Annotated in this window: 19 protein-coding genes; 14 read left to right on the top strand and 5 right to left on the bottom strand. The window is 71.3% G+C overall.

The genetic code is table 11. The features are described 5' to 3' along the window. Positions 1–18: 18 nt before the first annotated feature. From AB0M54_RS25045 to AB0M54_RS25010, 8 genes are all read left to right on the top strand, one after another. The gene (locus AB0M54_RS25045) at positions 19–807 is read left to right on the top strand and encodes a prepilin peptidase (RefSeq protein WP_364474047.1); all 789 of its coding nucleotides are present in this window, start codon (positions 19–21) and stop codon (positions 805–807) included. A 12-nt stretch (positions 808–819) separates the two neighbouring features. Continuing rightward, entirely contained in the window at positions 820–1,845 is a 1,026-nt protein-coding gene (gene pilM / locus AB0M54_RS25040; protein ID WP_364330443.1) for a type IV pilus assembly protein PilM, read from the top strand. Continuing rightward, positions 1,845–2,552, top strand: a complete 708-nt coding sequence (locus AB0M54_RS25035) for a hypothetical protein (RefSeq protein WP_364474045.1) — start codon at positions 1,845–1,847, stop codon at positions 2,550–2,552. The genes pilM and AB0M54_RS25035 overlap by 1 nt, the downstream gene beginning before the upstream one ends. Then, a complete protein-coding gene (gene pilO, locus AB0M54_RS25030; RefSeq protein WP_364474044.1) occupies positions 2,552–3,151 on the top strand; it encodes a type 4a pilus biogenesis protein PilO in 600 nt (199 codons plus the stop codon). The genes AB0M54_RS25035 and pilO overlap by 1 nt, the downstream gene beginning before the upstream one ends. 155 nt (positions 3,152–3,306) lie before the next feature. Then, entirely contained in the window at positions 3,307–4,995 is a 1,689-nt protein-coding gene (locus tag AB0M54_RS25025; protein WP_364474042.1) for a putative Ig domain-containing protein, read from the top strand. Then, positions 4,995–5,630, top strand: a complete 636-nt coding sequence (locus tag AB0M54_RS25020; RefSeq protein WP_364474040.1) for a prepilin-type N-terminal cleavage/methylation domain-containing protein — start codon at positions 4,995–4,997, stop codon at positions 5,628–5,630. Before AB0M54_RS25025 ends, AB0M54_RS25020 begins: the two co-directional genes overlap by 1 nt. After that, positions 5,627–7,135, top strand: a complete 1,509-nt coding sequence (locus AB0M54_RS25015) for a ricin-type beta-trefoil lectin domain protein (RefSeq protein WP_364330462.1) — start codon at positions 5,627–5,629, stop codon at positions 7,133–7,135. The genes AB0M54_RS25020 and AB0M54_RS25015 overlap by 4 nt, the downstream gene beginning before the upstream one ends. Continuing rightward, entirely contained in the window at positions 7,132–7,329 is a 198-nt protein-coding gene (locus AB0M54_RS25010; protein WP_364330465.1) for a hypothetical protein, read from the top strand. Before AB0M54_RS25015 ends, AB0M54_RS25010 begins: the two co-directional genes overlap by 4 nt. On the opposite strand, the gene AB0M54_RS25005 is transcribed toward AB0M54_RS25010, so the two are convergent. Continuing rightward, positions 7,326–8,651: a PQQ-binding-like beta-propeller repeat protein gene (locus AB0M54_RS25005; protein ID WP_364474038.1), complete on the bottom strand. Its 1,326-nt coding sequence runs from the start codon at positions 8,649–8,651 to the stop codon at positions 7,326–7,328. The genes AB0M54_RS25010 and AB0M54_RS25005 overlap by 4 nt on opposite strands. A 60-nt stretch (positions 8,652–8,711) precedes the next feature. On the opposite strand from AB0M54_RS25005, the gene AB0M54_RS25000 reads away from it, so the two are divergent. Further along, on the top strand, positions 8,712–9,359 hold the full coding sequence (locus AB0M54_RS25000; protein ID WP_364330471.1) for a GntR family transcriptional regulator: 648 nt from the start codon (positions 8,712–8,714) through the stop codon (positions 9,357–9,359). On the opposite strand, the gene AB0M54_RS24995 is transcribed toward AB0M54_RS25000, so the two are convergent. The 3 genes from AB0M54_RS24995 to AB0M54_RS24985 all read right to left on the bottom strand — a co-directional run bounded on the left by AB0M54_RS24995 (position 9,356) and on the right by AB0M54_RS24985 (position 11,965). Then, complete coding sequence (locus AB0M54_RS24995; RefSeq protein WP_364474036.1) at positions 9,356–10,246, bottom strand: LLM class flavin-dependent oxidoreductase; 891 nt, start codon at positions 10,244–10,246, stop codon at positions 9,356–9,358. The two genes, AB0M54_RS25000 and AB0M54_RS24995, sit on opposite strands and share 4 nt — an antisense overlap. Before the next feature lie 64 nt (positions 10,247–10,310). Next, a complete protein-coding gene (locus AB0M54_RS24990) occupies positions 10,311–11,051 on the bottom strand; it encodes an ABC transporter permease (protein ID WP_364330477.1) in 741 nt (246 codons plus the stop codon). Positions 11,052–11,062: 11 nt separating this feature from the next. Further along, positions 11,063–11,965, bottom strand: coding sequence for an ABC transporter ATP-binding protein (locus AB0M54_RS24985; protein WP_364474035.1), 903 nt, complete (start codon positions 11,963–11,965; stop codon positions 11,063–11,065). Positions 11,966–12,132: 167 nt separating this feature from the next. Between AB0M54_RS24985 and AB0M54_RS24980 the strand changes: the two genes are divergently transcribed. After that, positions 12,133–13,404 (top strand): ABC transporter substrate-binding protein, encoded by a 1,272-nt coding sequence (locus tag AB0M54_RS24980; RefSeq protein WP_364330481.1) that lies wholly within the window; start codon positions 12,133–12,135, stop codon positions 13,402–13,404. 13 nt (positions 13,405–13,417) lie between these two features. On the opposite strand, the gene AB0M54_RS24975 is transcribed toward AB0M54_RS24980, so the two are convergent. Beyond that, entirely contained in the window at positions 13,418–14,461 is a 1,044-nt protein-coding gene (locus AB0M54_RS24975; RefSeq protein WP_364474033.1) for a substrate-binding domain-containing protein, read from the bottom strand. Positions 14,462–14,619: 158 nt separating this feature from the next. Here AB0M54_RS24975 and AB0M54_RS24970 point away from each other — a divergent pair, with 158 nt between their 5' ends. The 4 genes from AB0M54_RS24970 (at position 14,620) to AB0M54_RS24955 (ending at position 18,410) form a co-directional block, all read left to right on the top strand. Then, positions 14,620–16,530, top strand: a complete 1,911-nt coding sequence (locus AB0M54_RS24970; protein ID WP_364330484.1) for an EAL domain-containing protein — start codon at positions 14,620–14,622, stop codon at positions 16,528–16,530. 167 nt (positions 16,531–16,697) lie between these two features. After that, positions 16,698–17,351: a Crp/Fnr family transcriptional regulator gene (locus AB0M54_RS24965; protein ID WP_364330486.1), complete on the top strand. Its 654-nt coding sequence runs from the start codon at positions 16,698–16,700 to the stop codon at positions 17,349–17,351. An 88-nt stretch (positions 17,352–17,439) separates the two neighbouring features. Beyond that, positions 17,440–18,135 carry a hypothetical protein gene (locus tag AB0M54_RS24960; RefSeq protein WP_364330487.1) on the top strand — a complete coding sequence of 232 codons (696 nt, stop codon included), beginning with the start codon at positions 17,440–17,442 and terminating at the stop codon, positions 18,133–18,135. Positions 18,136–18,218: 83 nt separating this feature from the next. Then, positions 18,219–18,410 (top strand): hypothetical protein, encoded by a 192-nt coding sequence (locus AB0M54_RS24955; RefSeq protein WP_364474031.1) that lies wholly within the window; start codon positions 18,219–18,221, stop codon positions 18,408–18,410. Positions 18,411–18,483 lie beyond the last annotated feature (73 nt).

Here is an 18,483-nt window from a genome sequence, read left to right as displayed (position 1 = left end):
CGAGCCGAGGAGGTCGACATGCCGCAGCCCATGCTGCTCTGCATCGCCGGCCTCCTCGGTCTCGCGATCGGCTCGTTCCTGAACGTCGTCATCCACCGGGTGCCCGAGGGCCTGTCCCTGGTCAAGCCCGGCTCGCACTGCCCGCACTGCGGCCACGAGATCCGTAACCGGCACAACGTCCCGGTGCTCGGCTGGGTGCTGCTGCGCGGGAAGTGCGCGGACTGCCGGGCGCACATCAGCGTCCGTTACCCCTTGGTCGAGGCGGGGACCGCGGCCCTGTTCGTGGCCGTGGCGGCTCGCTTCGGGCTCTCCTGGGAGCTCCCGGCGTATCTCTATCTGGCCGCCATCTCGATCGCGCTCGCCGCGATCGACCTGGACAAGCTGCGGCTGCCGGACGCCATCGTCAAGCCCTCGTACGCCGTCGCGCTGGCCCTGCTGCTGCCGGCCGCCGCGCTCGGGCACGACTGGCGCGCGATCGTCCGCGGGCTGATCGCCGCGGCCGCCATGTGGATCTTCTTCGAGATCGTCGCCTTCTTCGGCGCGATGGGCGGCGGCGACGTCAAGCTCGCCCCGCTGCTCGGCTTCTACCTGGGCTGGCTCGGCTGGAGCGCGGTGGCGATCGGCGCGTTCGCCGCGTTCGTCCTCGGCGGCCTGGTCGGGGCCGGCCTGATGGCGGCCCGGCTGGCCAAGCGGAAGACGCGCATCCCGTTCGGCCCGTACATGCTCGCCGGCGCGTTCCTCGCCGTGTTCGCCGCGGCGCCGATCGCGGACTGGTACCTGAACCTGCTCTCCACCCCCATCGCCTGAGAAAGGGAACCGATGGCTGGCATCACTCCGATCGGGCTGGACATCGGCTCGTCGTCCATCCGCGCGGTCGAGGTCCGCCGCGCCAAGGACGAGCACACCCTGACCAACTTCGGGCAGGTCCCGCTGCCCCCGGGCACCGTCCAGGGCGGCACCATCCAGGACCCGGTCGTCGTCACCACCGCGCTCAAGCAGCTCTGGGCCGCCTGCCGGTTCGACACCAAGAAGGTCATGCTCGGCGTGACCAACCCGCAGCTCGTGGTGCGGGAGATGTCGGTGTCGAACCTGCCGCCCAAGGAGATGCAGAAGTCGCTGCCCTTCCAGGTGCGCGACGCGTTGCCGCTGGCGGTGGAACGGTCGGTGCTCGACTTCCACCCGCTGGAGGATCCCGGAACCAATCCGACCGTACGCGGCCTGCTCATCGCCATGCCCAAGGACGCCGTGCTCAGCTCGGTGCAGGCGGTGGAGAAGGCCGGCCTGCACGTGGTCGGCGTGGACCTGGCCTCGCTGGCCCTGCTGCGCGCCGCCTCCCGGCTGGACGCCCAGGTCGAGGCCATTGTGGACATCGGCGCCGACGTGACCAGCGTGGTGGTGCACGTCGACGGCGAACCGCTGATCGTGCGGACCGTCCCGCGCGGCGGCGCCGAGGTGACCGAGAGCATGGCGACCCGGCTGGGCATCCCGGTGCCCGACGCCGAGGTGCTCAAGTGCCGCTTCGGCCTGCACGGCGACGGCACCCCGGACAGCGCGACCGCCGCCGCCGACGCGATCCGGCCGCTGGTCAACGAGCTGCGCAGCTCGTTCACCTATCTCGCCTCGGGCGAGCGGCAGAAGCAGGTCACCCGGATCTCGCTGTGCGGCGGCAGCGCGCTGATGCCCGGCCTGGCCGAGCACCTCCAGCAGTCGCTGAACGTCTCGGTGATGTACGCGGACAGCGCCGGCCGCCTGCGCGACACGCGGCGGGCCCGCCAGCGCGGCTTCGACAGTTTTGTGCCGTCGGCCGCCGTGTCGATCGGCCTGACCCTGGGAGCGGCAGCCTGATGGCCCAGACCACCCTGATGCCCCTGGACCCCGCGCTGTCACCGCAGCAGGTCACCCGGGTGCTCACGATCACCGCCAGCCTGCTGCCCGAAGAGGTCGTCGCGGCCCGCCGGGCCCGCCGGACCCGCGGCTGGGTGCTCGCCGTGGTCGGCGCGGTCATCCTCGCCCTGGCCGGCTGGTACGTGGTGGCCGACCGTGGCGCCCTCGACGCCTCGACCGAGCTGGAGTCGGTCACCGCCGAGCAGTCCCGCCTGCAACGCAAGCAGGCCGGCTACGGCGAGGTGGTGAACACCCAGAGCGAGAACATCACCATCACCAAGCAGCTGAAGACGCTGATGGCCAAGGACCTGCAGTGGGCCGGCCTGATCGAGACCCTGCGTGACACCGGCCGGCCCTCGAGCGTGTCGCTCCAGGGCATCACCGCCACCCTGGTCGCCGACAAAGCCGCCACGACCGCTCCGGTCCTGCCGAGCACCAGCGGCGCGGCCACGATCGGGACGATCACGCTCATCGGCACGGCGCCCGACAAGCCGTCGGTCGCCCGTTACGTGGAGACCCTGACCCAGGTCAGCACGCTGGCCAACCCGTACGTGACCACCGTGACCCAGAGCGGCAAGACGGTCACCTTCGTGCTGACCGTCGACGTCACCACCCGGGCGCTCTGCGGCCGGTTCACCACCAAGTGCAAAACCTCCGGAGGCAACTGATGGGTGCCCGCCACGCCGACCGGCTGTGGATCGCCGGCGGCGCCGCCGTCATCGTCGCCCTCGGGCTGATGACCTGGTTCTTCCTGGTCAGCCCGAAGTACGCCGAGGCCGCCGAGCTACACCAGACGACCGAGGACACGCAGGTCCAGATCGCGGTGCTGAACAAGCGGATCGCCGACCTGGAGCACGAGAAGTCGAAGCTCCCGCAGTACCGCGCCGCGCTGAAGGTCAGCCAGAACGCGCTCCCCTCGGGCTCCGGCGTGCCGGACCTGCTGCGGCAGCTGCAGAAGTCGGGCGACTCGCTGAACGTGACCGTGGGCGGCGTCAGCGTGAACGCCCCGGCCGCGGTCGAGGGGATGACCGACATCTACTCGCTGCAGATCGCGCTGACCCTGGACGGCACCGCCAGCAACCTGGGCAAGTTCCTCACCCAGCTCCAGACGACGCAGCCGCGGGCCGTCCTGATCGACTCGGCCACGGTGACCGGGACCGGGGACGGCGCCACGACGAAGACCACCATCTCGCTGTCCCTCCACGCGTTCGTCGCCGTGCCGACCGGCCAGGGTGCTCCGTCGATCACCACGACGCCCGCCAAGTAGCGCCGCCCGACGTCGAAACGCCGCGGCAACCGCTCAAGTCCGACCAATCGCGGCCGATGGGGCCGCGGACGGCTCCACCCCTCGCAGCCGCGACCCAGACGAATGGAACGGCCATGGCCCACCGACTCGTGTCGTACCGACCGGCACGCCGCCGCATGAGGCGGCGTGACGGCGGCTTCTCGCTGATGGAAACGCTGGTCTCGCTCGCGGTGATCGGCACCGTGATGGCCGGGACGGCACCGTTCCTGATCAAGTCGGTGGGCGTGGTCGCGCAGCAGCGCACCCAGCAGGTCGCGGTCGAGGTCGCGAACGACGCGATCGAACGGGCCCGCGCCCTGTCGCCCACGTCGCTGCTCGCCGGCCGCAGCCTCACCAGCGCGAAGGCCCAGCTGGCCTCCGCGCCGGCGCAGGTGCAGTCGGTGCTGGACGTGACCCAGATCGACGCCAACGTCCTGCTCACGACCCTCCTGGGCAGCTCACCCGACGTGACCGCGCCGCTGCCCCTGACGCCGCTGCCGGTGACCGTCGGCAACGTCACCTACCAGCAGAACTGGTACGTCGGCAGCTGCTTCCAGAGCAAGGCCGCCCCAGCCTCCCCCACGCTGCTGAACACCCTGGTCGGCCTGGGCGACTGCATCGGCACCAAGCCGGGGCTCGGCCTGATCGCGGTCCCGTACTTCCGGGTCGTGGTCGCCGTGACCTGGAAGCACAACGGCTGCAAGGACGACGCGTGCACGTACGTCACCTCGACGCTGGTCAGCCCGAGCGCCGACCCGGTCTTCGACCTCAAGCGGCCGCCGCCGGCCATCGTCGCCCCGCTCAAGCAGTCCCACTACGTCGGTGACAAGGTCGACCTCCAGCTCGTCGCGGCGGGCGGAACCCTGCCGCGCACCTGGACGCTGACCAACCTGCCGCCCGGCCTGACCGCCACCAGCGCCGGCGTCATCTCGGGCAAGCCGACGGCGGCGGGCACGTACACGGTGACCGCCCACGTGGAGGACCGTGACAAGAACAGCGACGACGCCACCTTCACCTGGGTGGTGGCCGACCTGCCGGTCCTCACCTCGCCCGGTGCGCAGGTGTTCCGCACCCTGACCGCGGTCTCGCTGCCGATCACCCTGACCGGCGGGCTCGCCCCGATGGTCTGGACGGCGACCGGCCTGCCCGCCGGTCTGCTCATCGACGCGGGCACCGGCGTCATCTCGGGCACGCCGCTGACCACCCAGTCGACGGCACAGACGGCCACCGTCAAGGCGGTCGACAGCCTCGGCAAGCAGACGGCCACGACCACCTTCACCTGGCGCACGTTCACGCCGGTGAACCTGGTCAGCCCGGGTGTGCAGAACGCCACCAAGGGCGACAACGGCGCCTACAACCTGGGGGCGGCGGCCTACGGCGGCCTGGCTCCGTACACCTTCTCGGCCACCGGGCTCCCGGCCGGCGTCACCATCCACCCGAACAGCGGCCAGACCACCGGGATCATCACCGCGGGCACCCGTTACCTGGTCACCGCCAAGGTGACCGACAGCCTCGGCGGCTCCGCCTCGGTCGTCGTCCTGGTCAACGTGGCCAACCGGATCGGCACCGACCTGCGGGTGACCGCGCCGGCCCCGGGGGCCCCGGACCAGACCACCGCCCTCAACGCCACGGTCTCGCTGACCGCGCAGGCGGCCGGGCAGTCCGGGCTGTCCTGGACCGCGACCGGGCTGCCGACCGGCCTGACCATGAGCGCCGCCGGCGTGGTCACCGGCAAGCCGACCGTCGCCGGCAAGTACACGACGACGTTCACCGTCACCGGTGGCGGCCAGTCGGCCTACCTGATGTTCACCTGGACGGTGAACTGATGCGGCGCCGGGAGCGGACCGACGACAGCGGCTTCTCGCTGGCCGAGGTGATGGTGTCGATGAGCGTGATGAGCGTCGTCATGGTCGTCTTCACCTCGGCGATCCTGCAGGCCTACAAGACCAGCGCCAAGTCCGAGTCGATCTCGATCGTGCAGGCCCAGCTGCAGAACGCTTTCCAGCGCATCGACCGGGAGATCCGGTACGCGTCCTGGATCAGCCAGCCGGGCCAGGTCGGCACCGCCTGGTACGTGGAGTACGCCGGGTACGACGGCAGCAGCTGCGGCCAGCTCCGGCTGGAGACCTCCGGGACCGCGGAGGGCCCGAACAACGCCGGCGGCGTGCTGCAGTGGCTCACCTGGCCCAAGGCGGCGCCCCCGGCGGCCGGCGCGGCGGGCCAGACGATCGCCTCCAACGTGGTCGCCCCGGACAGCGCCGGACCCTTCGAACGGCAGGCCGCCGGCACCGCCACGGGCACCGGCGCCACCGCCTTCACGCCCGACTACCAGCGACTGCGGGTGCGCCTCTCGGCCCGGCGCGGCGACAGCGTCGCGGCCGTCGACACCACCTTCACCGCGCTGAACACGTCCCGCGACACGCCCGCCACGAACGACTGCAGCAAGGGGAGGCCGTCATGATCGGCACCGGATTCTGGCGGAGCCGGCGGCGGGCCCGGCGATCGGACGAGGGCTCGATGCCCGCGGCGATGATCATCACCCTGGTCGGCATGACCCTGAGCGCCGCCATCGCGCCGCTCGTGGCCAACCAGATCGTCAGCACCCGCACGATCACCACGCGGACCGACGCGCTGCAGGCCGCCCAGGCCGGGATCGACGTCGCCCTCGGCCAGCTGCGGGCGGCCGGGACCGCCGGGTCGGGCGACCTGGAAGCCTTGCCGGCCTGCACGTTGACCGGCGCGTCGGAGACCGGCTCGAAGTACAAGGTGACCATCCTCTACTACAAGCTGTCGGCCGCCGGCGCGCCGGCGCCGCAGGACTGCCCGCCGACCGACGTGCCGGTGACGGCCAAGCTGACCGCGACCGGCGGCCCCGACGGGGTCACCCTGGCCCAGGGCACCCTCGGCACCCGCACGCTCGAGTCCACGTACACGTTCAAGACCAGCAACGAGAACATCAGCGGCGGCGCCGTCCAGCTCGCCTCGCCGGCCGCTCCGCTCGCGCTGTGCATGGACTCCGGCGAGGACTCGTACCCGGCCGCCGGATCGACCGCCAAGGCGCAGCTGTGCAAGAGCGGCGGCGCCAGTGACCAGCGGTTCGCCTACACCGCCGACCTGAATCTGAAGGTGGTCAGCTCCGAGACGGCGGGCGCGCCGGACGGCATGTGCCTGGAGGCGGCCTACCCGCGGGCGATCGGCAACGTCGTCAAGTTCCAGCCCTGCCTCAAGCTGACCGCCCGCCAGCAGTGGAGCCTCAACGACTCCTCGGAGTTCTCCGGCACGCGGGAGAACGAGGTCGTACTGAACGAGTTCTGCCTGAGCCTGCTGAACCCCGGCATCACGGGCAGCGACATCGTGCTGGGCTCGTGCGCCGCGGTGTCGAACAAGAACGTATGGCGTTCGCAGCCCGGCGTCGGCGCCGGCATGTCCTCGGCGGCGACCAACCAGCTGGTCAACTTCAAACAGTTCAGCCGGTGCCTGGACGTCACCAACTTCACACCGGGCTGGCCGTACATGATCGTCTGGTTCTGCAAGCAGGCCCCGAACGGTGTCCCGCCCTGGAACCAGGCCTGGTACATGTCGCCGGCCGGCAGCAACATCCTGCAGAAGCGGATCCGGACGATCAACACCAACGACGGTCAGGGCTACTGCCTGACCACGCCGGGGTCGACGGCCGCGGCGACCTACGTGACGCTCACCGCGTGCGCTGCGACCGGGATCCTCGACGACAAGATGGTCTGGACCGTGTACGGCGACACCGGGGTGTACGCCAGCAGCTACCGCATCGTCGACAAGAACGGCTTCTGCCTCACCCCCACCGACCTGACCGCCACGCCGGCCGACACGCACACCGACGGCACGGCCAAGGTCAAGCTGGCCGAGTGCACCAACTCGGAGCTCCAGAAGTGGAATGCCCCGGCCGACTTCAACAAGCCGACCGTGCTCACCAACACCCAAGAGAAGTGACGCCGGCCGACGAGGTCGAGGGCGCGATGCGGACGCCGGACGGGCAGTGGCGGGTGGAGATCGTCCGCCGCGGCCGCACGCGCTGGTACCGCGTCGTGCACGGCGACGAGGTCATCGACTGGTTGTCGATCGCCTCGGTGGAACGGATCCTGCGGGACGCCGGCGTCGACCGCGACCAACTGATCGAGGGCTAACGGCTCGGAACCCACCAGACCTTGGTCGGGCCGTTCAGGGTGGGGCAGGCCAGGTAGCGGTCGCGCTGTTCGCAGCCGTACGCGGCGCCCACCTCGACCACGCCGACCGGGCGCACCCGGCCGGCGTGGTCGTGGATCTCGACCCAGGTCCAGCCGGGCGCACCGGTGTCGGGGCGCAGCAGCAGGTCGCCGGCCCGGATCACGGGGCCGAGCCGCTGGGTCAGCCGGCCGGTGCGGGGGTCGCGCAGGGTCACCTCGGGCATCTCCTGGTCGTCACCGGCCAGCACGGTGTGCTCGTCGAAACGGAACGCGAAGGAGAGCTCCCGGTTCGTCCAGAGCGGGGCCCCGCTTCCCGGGTCGATCGCGCTGACGCCGACCGCCGACGGGTCGCCCAGGGCGCTGATCCCGGGCACCGCGCTGGACACGCACCAGACGTCGCCGCAGTCCTCGGCCAGCCCGGTCGGCCCGGAGGTGCGCTGCCACAGCCGGGCGAACGGCACCAGGGAGAAGGCGGTCATCGACGCCTCACCGGCCGCCTTGCGCCGGACCACCATCCGGTTGTCGCCGACCGTGCCGATCACCGTGCCCTCGATGTCCGGGAACTGGGCCGGGTGCAGCGGGCCGCCCAGGTCGCCGCGGGACAGCTCGCGCCCGGTCGCGTAGTCGAGGATCAGCACCGTGCCGTCGGCGCCGGCCAGCACCACCCGCCCGGGCTCGCCGTCAGCCGGCACCGAGGGTCCGAAGTAGACCCGGAAGCCGGCCGGTCGTTCCCAGATCGTCCGCCCGGTCCGCGGATCGGCCAGCCGCAGGACGGTCCCGTCCGGCCGGTCGGCGGTGAACAGCACACCCGCGCCGGCGATCATGATCGCCGCGGAGTTGGCCTCCTCGTGCGTCCACAGCATCTTGCCGGTGGCGGCGTCCAGGAAGCTGATCCGCGGGTCGCTGCCGGATCGGGCCATCAGCACGCCGGCCGCGTCGCTGATCACCAGGTTCTGCACACCCTGGATCAGGGCGGCCGCCCACACCTCCCGGCCGGCGGTCAGGTCGTACCGGCGTACCGCGGACTCGCTGTTGGGGTTGTTGATCCCGTAGTGGGCGGTATAGAGGGCGTCGCGGCCCAGCTCGAACGCCGCCGCCGCCGAGCCGCCGGCGGTCAGCACCTCGCGCAGGGCCCGGGGCGCCGGCCCGTCGGCGGTGAGCGCGGCCAGCAGGAGAGCGGCGAGGAGCAGGGCGATCAGCGAACGACGCGAACCACCGGCCCGGGAGCGTTCGGACGCCCGCGGCGGGTCCGCATCCAGGTCGATGACCGCCACGCCCACCATCGCCTCATCATGCTCCTGCCCCAACCGACACGGGTAGGTCACCGTGAGTAGGCTTACCGCATGTCTTATGCGGTACCGCCGACAAGAACGGCGGCCGTCGTCCGGCAGCTGCGCAACGAGATCGTCTCCGGTGAGCTGCCGCCCGGCACGCTGATCAAGGACGCCGAGCTGGCCGCCCGTCTGGGCGTCAGCATCACACCGGTGCGCGAGGCGATCGCCCAGCTCTCCGTCGAGGGCCTGATCGACATCGCGCCGAACCGGACCCGGCACGTCACCAAGGTGACACAGAAGAACGCGCTCGAGCTGATCGACGTGATGGGCGTGCTCGCCTGCGCCGGCTTCGAATGGGGCGTCGACAACCTCACCGAGACCCACCTCGACACGCTGCGCCAGCGGCAGAAGGAGTTCGTCGAGGCGCTGGCCGCCGGCAACGTGCTGGCCGCCGGCGCGGCCGGCGCCGACTTCAGCACCACGGTGATCCTGGCCAGCGGCAACCGCGAACTGCAGTCGATGGTCGACCTGGTGGTCGCCCGCACGATGCGCATCCTCGCGATGTCGGCCGAGAGCAACCTGTGGAGCACCTGGATCGAGGGCCACGACGCGATCATCGACCTGCTGGAAGCGGGCGACCGGCCGGGTGCGGTCGCCCGCTACAAGCAGATCTACGTCGACTACCGGGCGAAGGTCGAGCAGGAGCTCTTCGACTAGCCCAGGGCCTTGATCAGGGCCGGCAGGTGGTCGAGGGCGGTGCGGCGCAGGGCATATCGGGTGATGCCCCAGCGCCGCTCGTGTTCGCGGATCTGCGCCGCGATCTCCTCGATCGTGCCGACCAGGATGAACGGCACCTGCCGCAGCTCGTCGACGCCGAGACCGACGTCGTCGGCCATCTCCTCGAGCGCGGCCTCCGCGTCGTCGGTGACCTCGAACTGCTGCACCAGCGCCTCGAGCACCTTGCCGCGCAACGGCTCCACGTGCTCGTCGATCTGGTCGAGCCGCCAGCGAACCTCGTGATTGCGCCCGTCGGGCCTGGTCCTCCCGAGCCCGGACAGCCCGATGACGTCCGCCTCCTCGGCGGCCCAGCGCAGCAGCCGGGAGTTGCCGCCGCCGAACAGCAGCGGCACCTTCGCCTGCACCGGGCGCGGCTTCTCCAGCCTCGCCCCGGTCATGGTCAGCGCCGGAGTGTCCACTGTGACCTCCTCGCCGGCCAGCAGCCGCCGCGTCGCCTCGGCCACCGCGATGCATCGGTCGACCCGGCCGCGCACATCCGGCCGGGTCTGCCCGACCGACTCCCACTCGGCCGGGTTGTGCCCGGCCCCGATGCCGAGCAGCGCCCGGCCGCCGGACACCACGTCGAGCGTCGCCACGTCGGCGGCCAGCAGCATCGGCTCGCGGACGCCGGCGTTCACGACGTACGCGCCGAGTTTGATCGTGGTGGTCACCGCGGCCGCCGCGGCCAGGGCGACATGGGGCGCCGCGCACTGGCCGGGATGGTCGGGCGTGAGCAGCGTGTCGAAGCCGTTGGCCTCGGCCGTGCGGGCGGTCTCGAGCCATTCGGTGGCGTTCTGCGGTACGGCCTGGAAGGCGAATGCGGTCATGCCCAGCACCCTGCCCGCCGCGGCCCGGGGCGGGTAACCCCATTTCGCGGCGGGCGAAGGTTGTTCACAGCCAGCGGAAAAACCGGACGGCTCCGCCGGTGAAGACGCCGATGTACGCGAGGAGCGCGATCACCGGGAGCAGGGCCGGCCAGTGCCCCACCGAGGCCGCCTGCATCGCCGCCTGCCCGGCGCCGAGCGGGCTGAGCTCGCCGATCCGCTGGAGCCAGTCCGGCATCACCTCGCGCGGCGTCCACAGCCCGGCCAGGAACATCAGCGGGAAGAACAACGCCATGCCGATGCCCGACGCGGCCTTGCCGCTCGGCGCGACGGCGGCCACGAAGATCCCCAGGGCGAACACCGCCGCGCCGCAGAGCAGGAAGGCGACCAGGAAGAGCAGAAGGTGCCGGGGGAACGGCACGTCGAAGGCGAACCGGCCGACCAGCACGGCCAGCACCCCGGCGACCAGAGCGGTGACCGCGTTCATCACGAGTTGCGCGCCGAGCAGCATGACCGGCGAGGCCGGGGTGGTGGCCATCCGGCGCAGCACCCCTCGCTCCCGGTAGGTGGCGAGGACCTGCGGCGTGGACTGCAGGCCGAGCGAGGCCAGGGCCAGGACGAGCGCGATCGGCACGTACAGGTCGATCACCCGCAGGCCGCCCAGCTCGGGGCTGACCTCGCGGAAGGCCGGGATGGAACCGAGGATGCCGACCAGCACGACCGGGAAGAGCAGCCCGAAGAAGGAGAGCATCGGCTCGCGGAGGAAGAGCCGGAACTCGGAAGCGGTGAGTTTGCCGAAGGCGTTCATGGCGGTTCCTCTCAGGCGTCGGTGGGGCGGCCGGTCAGCTGGACGAACGCGTCGTCCAGAGTGGCCTGTTCGAGGCGCAGGTCGGCGGCGACGATCTGGTTCGAGGCGAGCACGCTGGTGACGGCCTGCAGCAGGGCGCCGGTGCCGACCACCTCGACGGCCGGCCCGTGCCGGCGCACCTCGCGGACCTCGGGCAGGGCCGTGAGCAGCTTCTCGTCCAGCGGCGCGGACGGCCGGAACCGGATGCGCTGCTCGACGGCCACCCGCTCGACCAGGCCGGCCGGGGTGTCCAGGGCGACCACGGCGCCGTGGTCGATCACCGCGATCCGGTCGCAGAGCCGCTCGGCCTCCTCCATGAAGTGGGTGACCAGCAGCACCGTGACCCCGCGGTCGCGGATCCCGGCGATCAGGTCCCAGGTGTCCCGCCGGGCCTGCGGGTCGAGGCCGGTGGTGAGCTCGTCCAGGACGGCGATCTCGGGCCGCCCGACCAGCGCCAGCGCGATCGACAGCCGCTGCTTCTGGCCGCCCGAGAGCTTGGCGAACGGGGTCTTGAGCTTGTCGCCGAGACCGAGGTCGCGAACCAGCTCACGCCACTCGACCGGGTTCGGGTAGAACGCGCTGAACAGCTCCAGGGCCTCGCGGACGCGCATCTTGTCGGGCAGCGCCGACTCCTGCAGCTGCACCCCGACCAGGCGGCGAAGGTCCGGGTCGCCGGGGGTACGCCCGAGCACCTCGATCGTCCCGCCGTCCGGCTTGCGCAACCCGGCGATCGCCTCGACCGTGGTGCTCTTGCCGGCCCCGTTCGGACCGAGGATGCCGAAGATCTCGCCGCGCTCGACGGAGAACGTCACGTCGGCGGCGGCGACGGTCGGCCCGTACTCCTTGCGGAAGTTTCTGACCTCGATGACTGGCATGCGTTCAGCGTCGCGGCGCGGCGGCCGGGTTCCATCAACCAGCGGCAGGCGACCGCGGTCCACCGATCGGTGGATGGGGATGAGCCAACCGGTTTTGGGGATCTCCGGCGCGGCGTACGCCTATTTTGCTAGCTTTCACCCGATTAGCGAGACCAGGAGGGCATGTCGTGCGAGTCCGGCGCAGAACCCTGCTCGGCGCCGTCGTCGCGGCCGCCGGGCTCTCCGCCTGCGGCGACACCGCGGAGAGCGGCGACGATGGCGGCACCACGACCATGTGGATCTGGCCCGGCGGGCTGGACGACGCCATGGTGGCCGAGGCGGTGCGGCATTTCGGCGGCACCACCAAGCTGAGCGTCAGCACGGTCGAGGGCAACTACCTGGAGCAGCTCACGCCGGTGCTCAACGGCGCCGGAGCGCCCTCCGTGGCCGGGATCAAGGGCGAGGACATCAGCTCGGTCCTCCCCCGCGCCGACCTCTTCGTCGACCTGAACACCCTCGGCGCCGGCGACCTGAAACCCGACTACCTCGACTGGAAGTGGCGGCAGGGCAGCACGCTGGACAACCGGCTGGTCGGCTTCCCGATCGACACCGGGCCGACCGCGCTGTTCTACCGGCACGACGTGTTCCGCAAGGCCGGGCTGCCGGCCGAACCGGACGATGTCGCCGACGCCGCCAAGGACTGGCCCGGCTACCTCGCCCTCGGCCGTCGACTGGTCCGGAAGCTGCCCTCGGTCCGGCTCTTCTGCAACGCGGCCGACCTGTTCAGCAGCTGCGTCGGGCAGAGCACCCGCCGATTCGTGAGCGAGACCAACAACTACATCGGTGACAGTGACGCGGTGCGTGGCGCGTGGGACATCGCGGTCGAGTCGGTCGGGATGGGCGTCAGCGCCGGCATCTTCAACGACGACACCAAACGATTCCCGGCGTACGAGGCCGGCACGGTCGCCAGCGACACCGGTCCGGCCTGGCTGGCGCAGGACCTGGCCGGCTCGGCCGCCGGATCGGCCGGCAAGTGGCGGGTGGCCAACGGCTGCGCCGACGGCGCCAACCAGGGCGGCTCGTTCCTGGCCATCCCGGCCGCGGGCGGCGGGCACGAGACCGCGTTCGAGGTGATCCGGTGGCTGTTGTCACCGGCCAACCAGGCCAAGATGTTCGCCGGCGCCAAACTGTTCCCGTCCGCGCCGGCCGCGTTCCAGATGGCTGAACTGCTCGCGCCCGACCCGTTCTTCGGCGGCCAGCGCACCACGAAGGTCTTCGCCGCCTCGGCCGGCCAGGCCAAGCTCTCCTACGAGGCGCCGTCGGACGCCGCCATCGAGCAGATCTTCCTCGGCCACCTGCAGAAGCTGGAGGCCGGCACGACGACCGCGGCCGCCGCCTGGACGGCCGCCGTCGACGAGGGCCGCAAACTGGCCGTCAGCAAGGGTGTCCTGGCCGACTGACCAAAGGCGTGTCTCAACGGGCGGCGCTGAGCGGCAGCAGGTGGCCGGCCAGGTCCGAGACGACGTCGCGGACGACCACGCGGGCGTCGTCGGCCCGCCGCTTGGTCGACGCCTGCCGGGCCATGATCATCTCTGCGTTCGAGGGCGTGACCGGGATCGCCGGGGTCGGTATCCAGCCCGCCGGCAGCGGGAAGTTCCGCTTGGCGTGCTCGGCCAGCAACCATCCGGCGATCGCGCCCTGCACGTACGGCTCCGGCGAGACCAGCGCGTACCCGCCGTTCCGCACCGCTTGCACGGCGATGTCGTCCAGCCCGAACCCGCCGGCGATCCAGGTGCCGGCCGACTGGTTGCGCAGCCGGGCCAGGCTGCGGGCGTCCCGGTCGCCGGTGCCGACGAAGCCCAGCGCGCGCGGGTCGGACCGCACCAGCAGCTCCCACGACTTCAGGTTGGCCGCCGGGTCCTGCTTGGTGTCGAACGGCCCCAGCAGCCGCACCCCGGGCCGGACCCGCGGCAGCCGGGAGCGCAGGCCGGCGATGCGCTGGTCGAGCGCCTGCACGCCGGGCACCGCCGTGCCGAGCACGACCACGCCGGCCGCGTCCCGGGGCAGCAGGGAGGCGACCTGATCGGCCAGCATCTCGCCCAAGGCGAAGTTGTCGTTGCCGACATAGAGCTTGACGCCGGAGCCCTCGGCCGGCGGGGAGTAGACGGCGATCACCGGGGTGCCGGCCTCGCCGGCCGCGGCCATCGGGCCGGACAGCAGCTCCGGCGTCCAGGTGAACACGGCCAGCCCGTTCCGCCCCTCCCGGCGCAGGTCCTCCAGCATGCCGAGTTGCCGCGCGGTGTCGCCGATCGGCGGGCCGGCCTCGGTGTGCCGCACCCCGGCCTCGGCCACCGCGGTGGCATACCCGGCGGTCATCTCGCGGACGTAGCCGAGACCGGCGTCCGCGGTGAGGAAGGCGACGGCCGGGTCGGGAGCGGCGTAGCCGGCGCTGTGGCCGCCCAGGGAGAGGACCAGCGTCACGGCCGCCACCCCGGCCACTGCCCGGCCGACCCGCATCGCGTCCTCTCCTCCCGTACCCGTCTCGGAATTCTCTTCGGCAGCACCCGAGCCGCTCTACAGCGTTTCGGTGACGAACCTCAAGCTCAGCCCGGCCCGGCCGAATCTGTGGCGAGGAACGACAACGGACGAGGGGCGGACTGATGCGGGCAGGCTGGATGCGGCGCAGGGCGGTGGCGCGTACCGCCATCGCCGCGCTCGCGGCCGGTCTCACCCTGCTCGCCGCCCTCGCCGTCTTCAGCGCCCGCAACACCGCCCAGGCCATCACCGGGATCGCCGGAGCGGAACAGGTCACCCAGCAGTGGGGCCAGGTCTACCTGCGGATCGGCATCGAGTACGAGCAGCTGGTCGACTTCGTCCGGGCGGACAGCGAGGTCGGCCGTGGCCCGCTGATCTCCTCGATCGGGTCGGCCGAGGAGAACCTGCGCTGGCTGAACGCCAACGGCGGCCCGTCCGACTCGTTCCAGGCGCAGACGCTGCAGAACACCTACGGCGGGTACAGCTACACGCTGCGGGACCTGGTCGACGCCCAGGCCGAGGGCGACCGCGCGCGGATGGAGGACGACGCCAAGAAGGCCGCGCTGAGCGCTTCGGCGCTGCGCAAGCAGGCGTCGGTGAACATCGCGCGGAACAACCTCGAGACGAGCGGCCTCCTCCTCGAGACGCAGCTGGACAACCGTCGGGTGCTGCTGGCGGTGGAGATCATCTCGGTGATCGACCTGCTGCTGGTGGTGTTCTGCGCGCTGGTCCTGGTCGCGTACCAGCGCAGCACCGAGCGGCAGGCCCGAGAGAGCCGGTACCAGGCCATGCACGACAGCCTGACCGGCGTGGCCAACCGCAGCCTGCTGGTCGAACGGCTGGACCAGGCGGTGGCCACCGGCGGCGGCACCGGACTGTTGCTGCTCGACCTGGACCACTTCAAGGAGGTCAACGACACGCTCGGCCACCTGGTCGGCGACCGGCTGATCCAGGAGGTGGCGGCCCGGCTGACCGAGTCGGCGCGGGCCGATGACACGGTCGCCCGGCTCGGCGGCGACGAGTTCGCCGTGGTCCTGCCGGACATCGGCACGACCGACGACCTGATGCGGGTGGGCCGGCGCATCCTGGACGCGCTGTGCCGCCCGGCCGACCTGGACGGCTTCGTCGTCGACGTCAGCGCGAGCATGGGCGCCGCGCTCTACCCGGCGCCCAGCGACAGCACCACCGACCTCATGCGGCACGCCGACGTCGCCATGTACACGGCCAAGCGCGGCCGGCTCGGCGTCGCCCTCTACGACCCCAAGCACGACGGCAACACCACCGAGAAGCTGACCGCCGGGGCCGAACTGCGCAACGCCATCGAGCACGGCGAGCTCGAGGTCCATTACCAGCCCAAGGTACGGGTGAGCGACCGCACGCCGTCCGGGGTCGAGGCCCTGGTCCGCTGGCGGCACCCGGCCCGCGGCCTGCTCGGCCCGGACGCGTTCATCCCGGTGGCCGAGCAGAACGGCCTGATCCGGCCGCTCACCGACGTGGTGCTGACCGCCGCGCTGGAGCAGCTGCGGACCTGGCGGACGGCCGGCCTGACCCTGCCGGTCGCGGTCAACGCGGGCGCCGACTGCCTGCACGACGCCGGCTTCCCTGCGCATGTCCGGGCCCTGATGGACCGGTACGACGCCGGCCCAGGCGAGCTGACCATCGAGATCACCGAGAGCATGGTGATCACCGACCCGGAGCGCGCCGCGACCATCCTGGCCGAGCTGCGCGCGATCGGCGTCCGGGTGTCCATCGACGACTTCGGCACCGGCTACTCGTCGATGAGCTACCTCCAGCAGATGCCCCTGGACGAGCTGAAGATCGACCGCCGGTTCACCGCCCGGATCGAGCAGGAGGGCAGCGGCCGGGCCATCGTGGCCGCGATCGCCGACCTGGCCCACGCCTGCGGCCTGCACGTGGTGGTCGAAGGCGTCGAGCACGAGGAGACGGTCGCGATCCTGGACGAGATCGGCTGCGAGGCGGCCCAGGGATACCTCTTCTGCCGTCCGATGCCGGCCGACGAGATCACCGCCTGGGCCCTCGCGCCGGTCTGACCGTTCGCCGGGAACCAGCTCTCGGTCACTTTCCGCACCTCCGCCTCGGGCAGGGTCGCCGCCCGGTCCTCGACGGTGAGGTGGAGGCCGCCGGCCGATCACGCTCTTCGGCGTGGTCTCGCAGGGCGCTCCTATGAGGGCGTCACCACGGCGCGTAGTCTGATCACGTGAGTCAGCCGGTCCCGATCGGACCCTTCGGTGAGATGCTGACGCCGGCCGAGCGCCAGGAGCTCCTCACACTGTCCCGCCCGACCAGCTATCGGCGTGGCGAGGTGCTGTTCCGCGAGGACGACGTGACCAAGCACGCCATCCTCATCGACCGCGGCTCGGTCAAGATCGTGCGCCGCCGGCCGGACGGCGCCGACCTGATCCTCGCGGTGCGGGGCGCCAACGATCTGATCGGCGAGATGGCCGCCATCGACGGCTCCCCGCGTTCGGCCGGCGCCGTCGCCGTGGGCCAGGTCGACGCCTACGTCATCGAGGCGCAGACCTTCGAATCGTTCGTCCGGTCGCACGACAACGTCGGCTGGATGCTCATCCGGTCGATGGCCGAGCGGCAGCGCGACGCCGACCAGCGCCGGCTCGACCAGGTGTCCGCCTCGGTCGCCCACCGCGTGGCGGTCGAGCTGCTGGACATGGCCGACCGCGACGTGGCGCTCGAGCCGGACGGCTTCGTGCTGTCACAGACCGAGCTGGCCGAGACCGTGGGCGCCACCCGCGAGGCGGTGTCCAAGGCGCTCGGCGAGCTGCGCCGGCGAGGCGCGATCGAGACGTCCCGCCGTCGCATGAAGATCCTCGACCGTGCCAAATTGGTATTCTGACTCCCCCACACCGGTACTTTTTCACTCTCGTCCCTGAACTTCCGCTACGCTCTGTGAATGACACAGTGTCCGGAAAGGGGGTGATCATGTGGGATCCCGGGTCCTCGGCATCGCCAGGACACAACTGGTCATCCTGACCAGGCGCTTGCACGGGCGGCTCATCAGAACCGTCCTGCGCAGCGAGCCTTCGCGGGCCGTGACCCTGGTCGCCTTCGACATCGTCGGGTTCGGCAAACGCCAGTCCGACGAGCAGGCTCGGGTACGCCGCCGGCTCTTCGCCACCGCCAACCTGATCAAGAACCGGCTCGGCGGCCGGCTCGCCTACGGCGTTCTCGACCGTGGCGACGGCGTGCTGGTGGTGCTGCCGACCAGCGTCGACCCGCTCCACCTGCTCGGCGAGGTGCTGCCCGACGTGGCCGAGTCGATTGACGACGACAACCGCGTGAGCGGCGGCGACACGATGATCCTCAGGTGCGTGATTCACAAGGGAGAAGCGGAACGCGACCGCTGGGGCTGGGTCGGGCAGGACGTGAACCTGGTGTTCCGCCTCCTCGACTCGCGAACCCTACGGCTGCGGCGCAAGGAGCGGGGCCGGCGGTCACCGGTGACCGTCGCCCTCTCGGAGGCGATCTATCGCGACGCCTGCGAGCGCCTCGGCGACCGGACGGCGCTGGAGAACGAGATCGGGAAGAGGTGGCACGACTCGCTCGAGAAACACCTCTTCCGGGTGAAGGACTTCAAGCAACACGCCTGGGTCGCGTCGGTCGGCGCCCCGTCCCACTGAGGGGCCCGGCACAAATGTGCGGCCCGCGTCTTGCAGGACGCGGACCGCGGGTCACGAATACGCTCCGGCACAAGGAACATGTCATGACTAAACGCAGGGTACCCCGCAAGGACTCCGAGCACAGCACCCAGAACCTATTCGACCTGCGGCTTTTCGTGCTCGTCACGGTCGCCGGCATGATCACCTGGCTGGCCTTCACCCGGCCGGCGCTGGCCACCGCGATCGGCGTGGGACTGGGCACCCTCTACGCCCTGCACCGCATGGTCGGCCGCTAGGTGGCGCATCGAGAGCGACCCGCGTTCTGCTCACGCAGAAGCGGGTCGCGATCAAAACGGGGTGGGGCGGACG

The organism is Actinoplanes sp. NPDC051470, from assembly GCF_040682035.1.
Lineage (GTDB): Bacteria > Actinomycetota > Actinomycetes > Mycobacteriales > Micromonosporaceae > Actinoplanes.
This window is presented reverse-complemented; position numbering and strand designations above follow the sequence as displayed.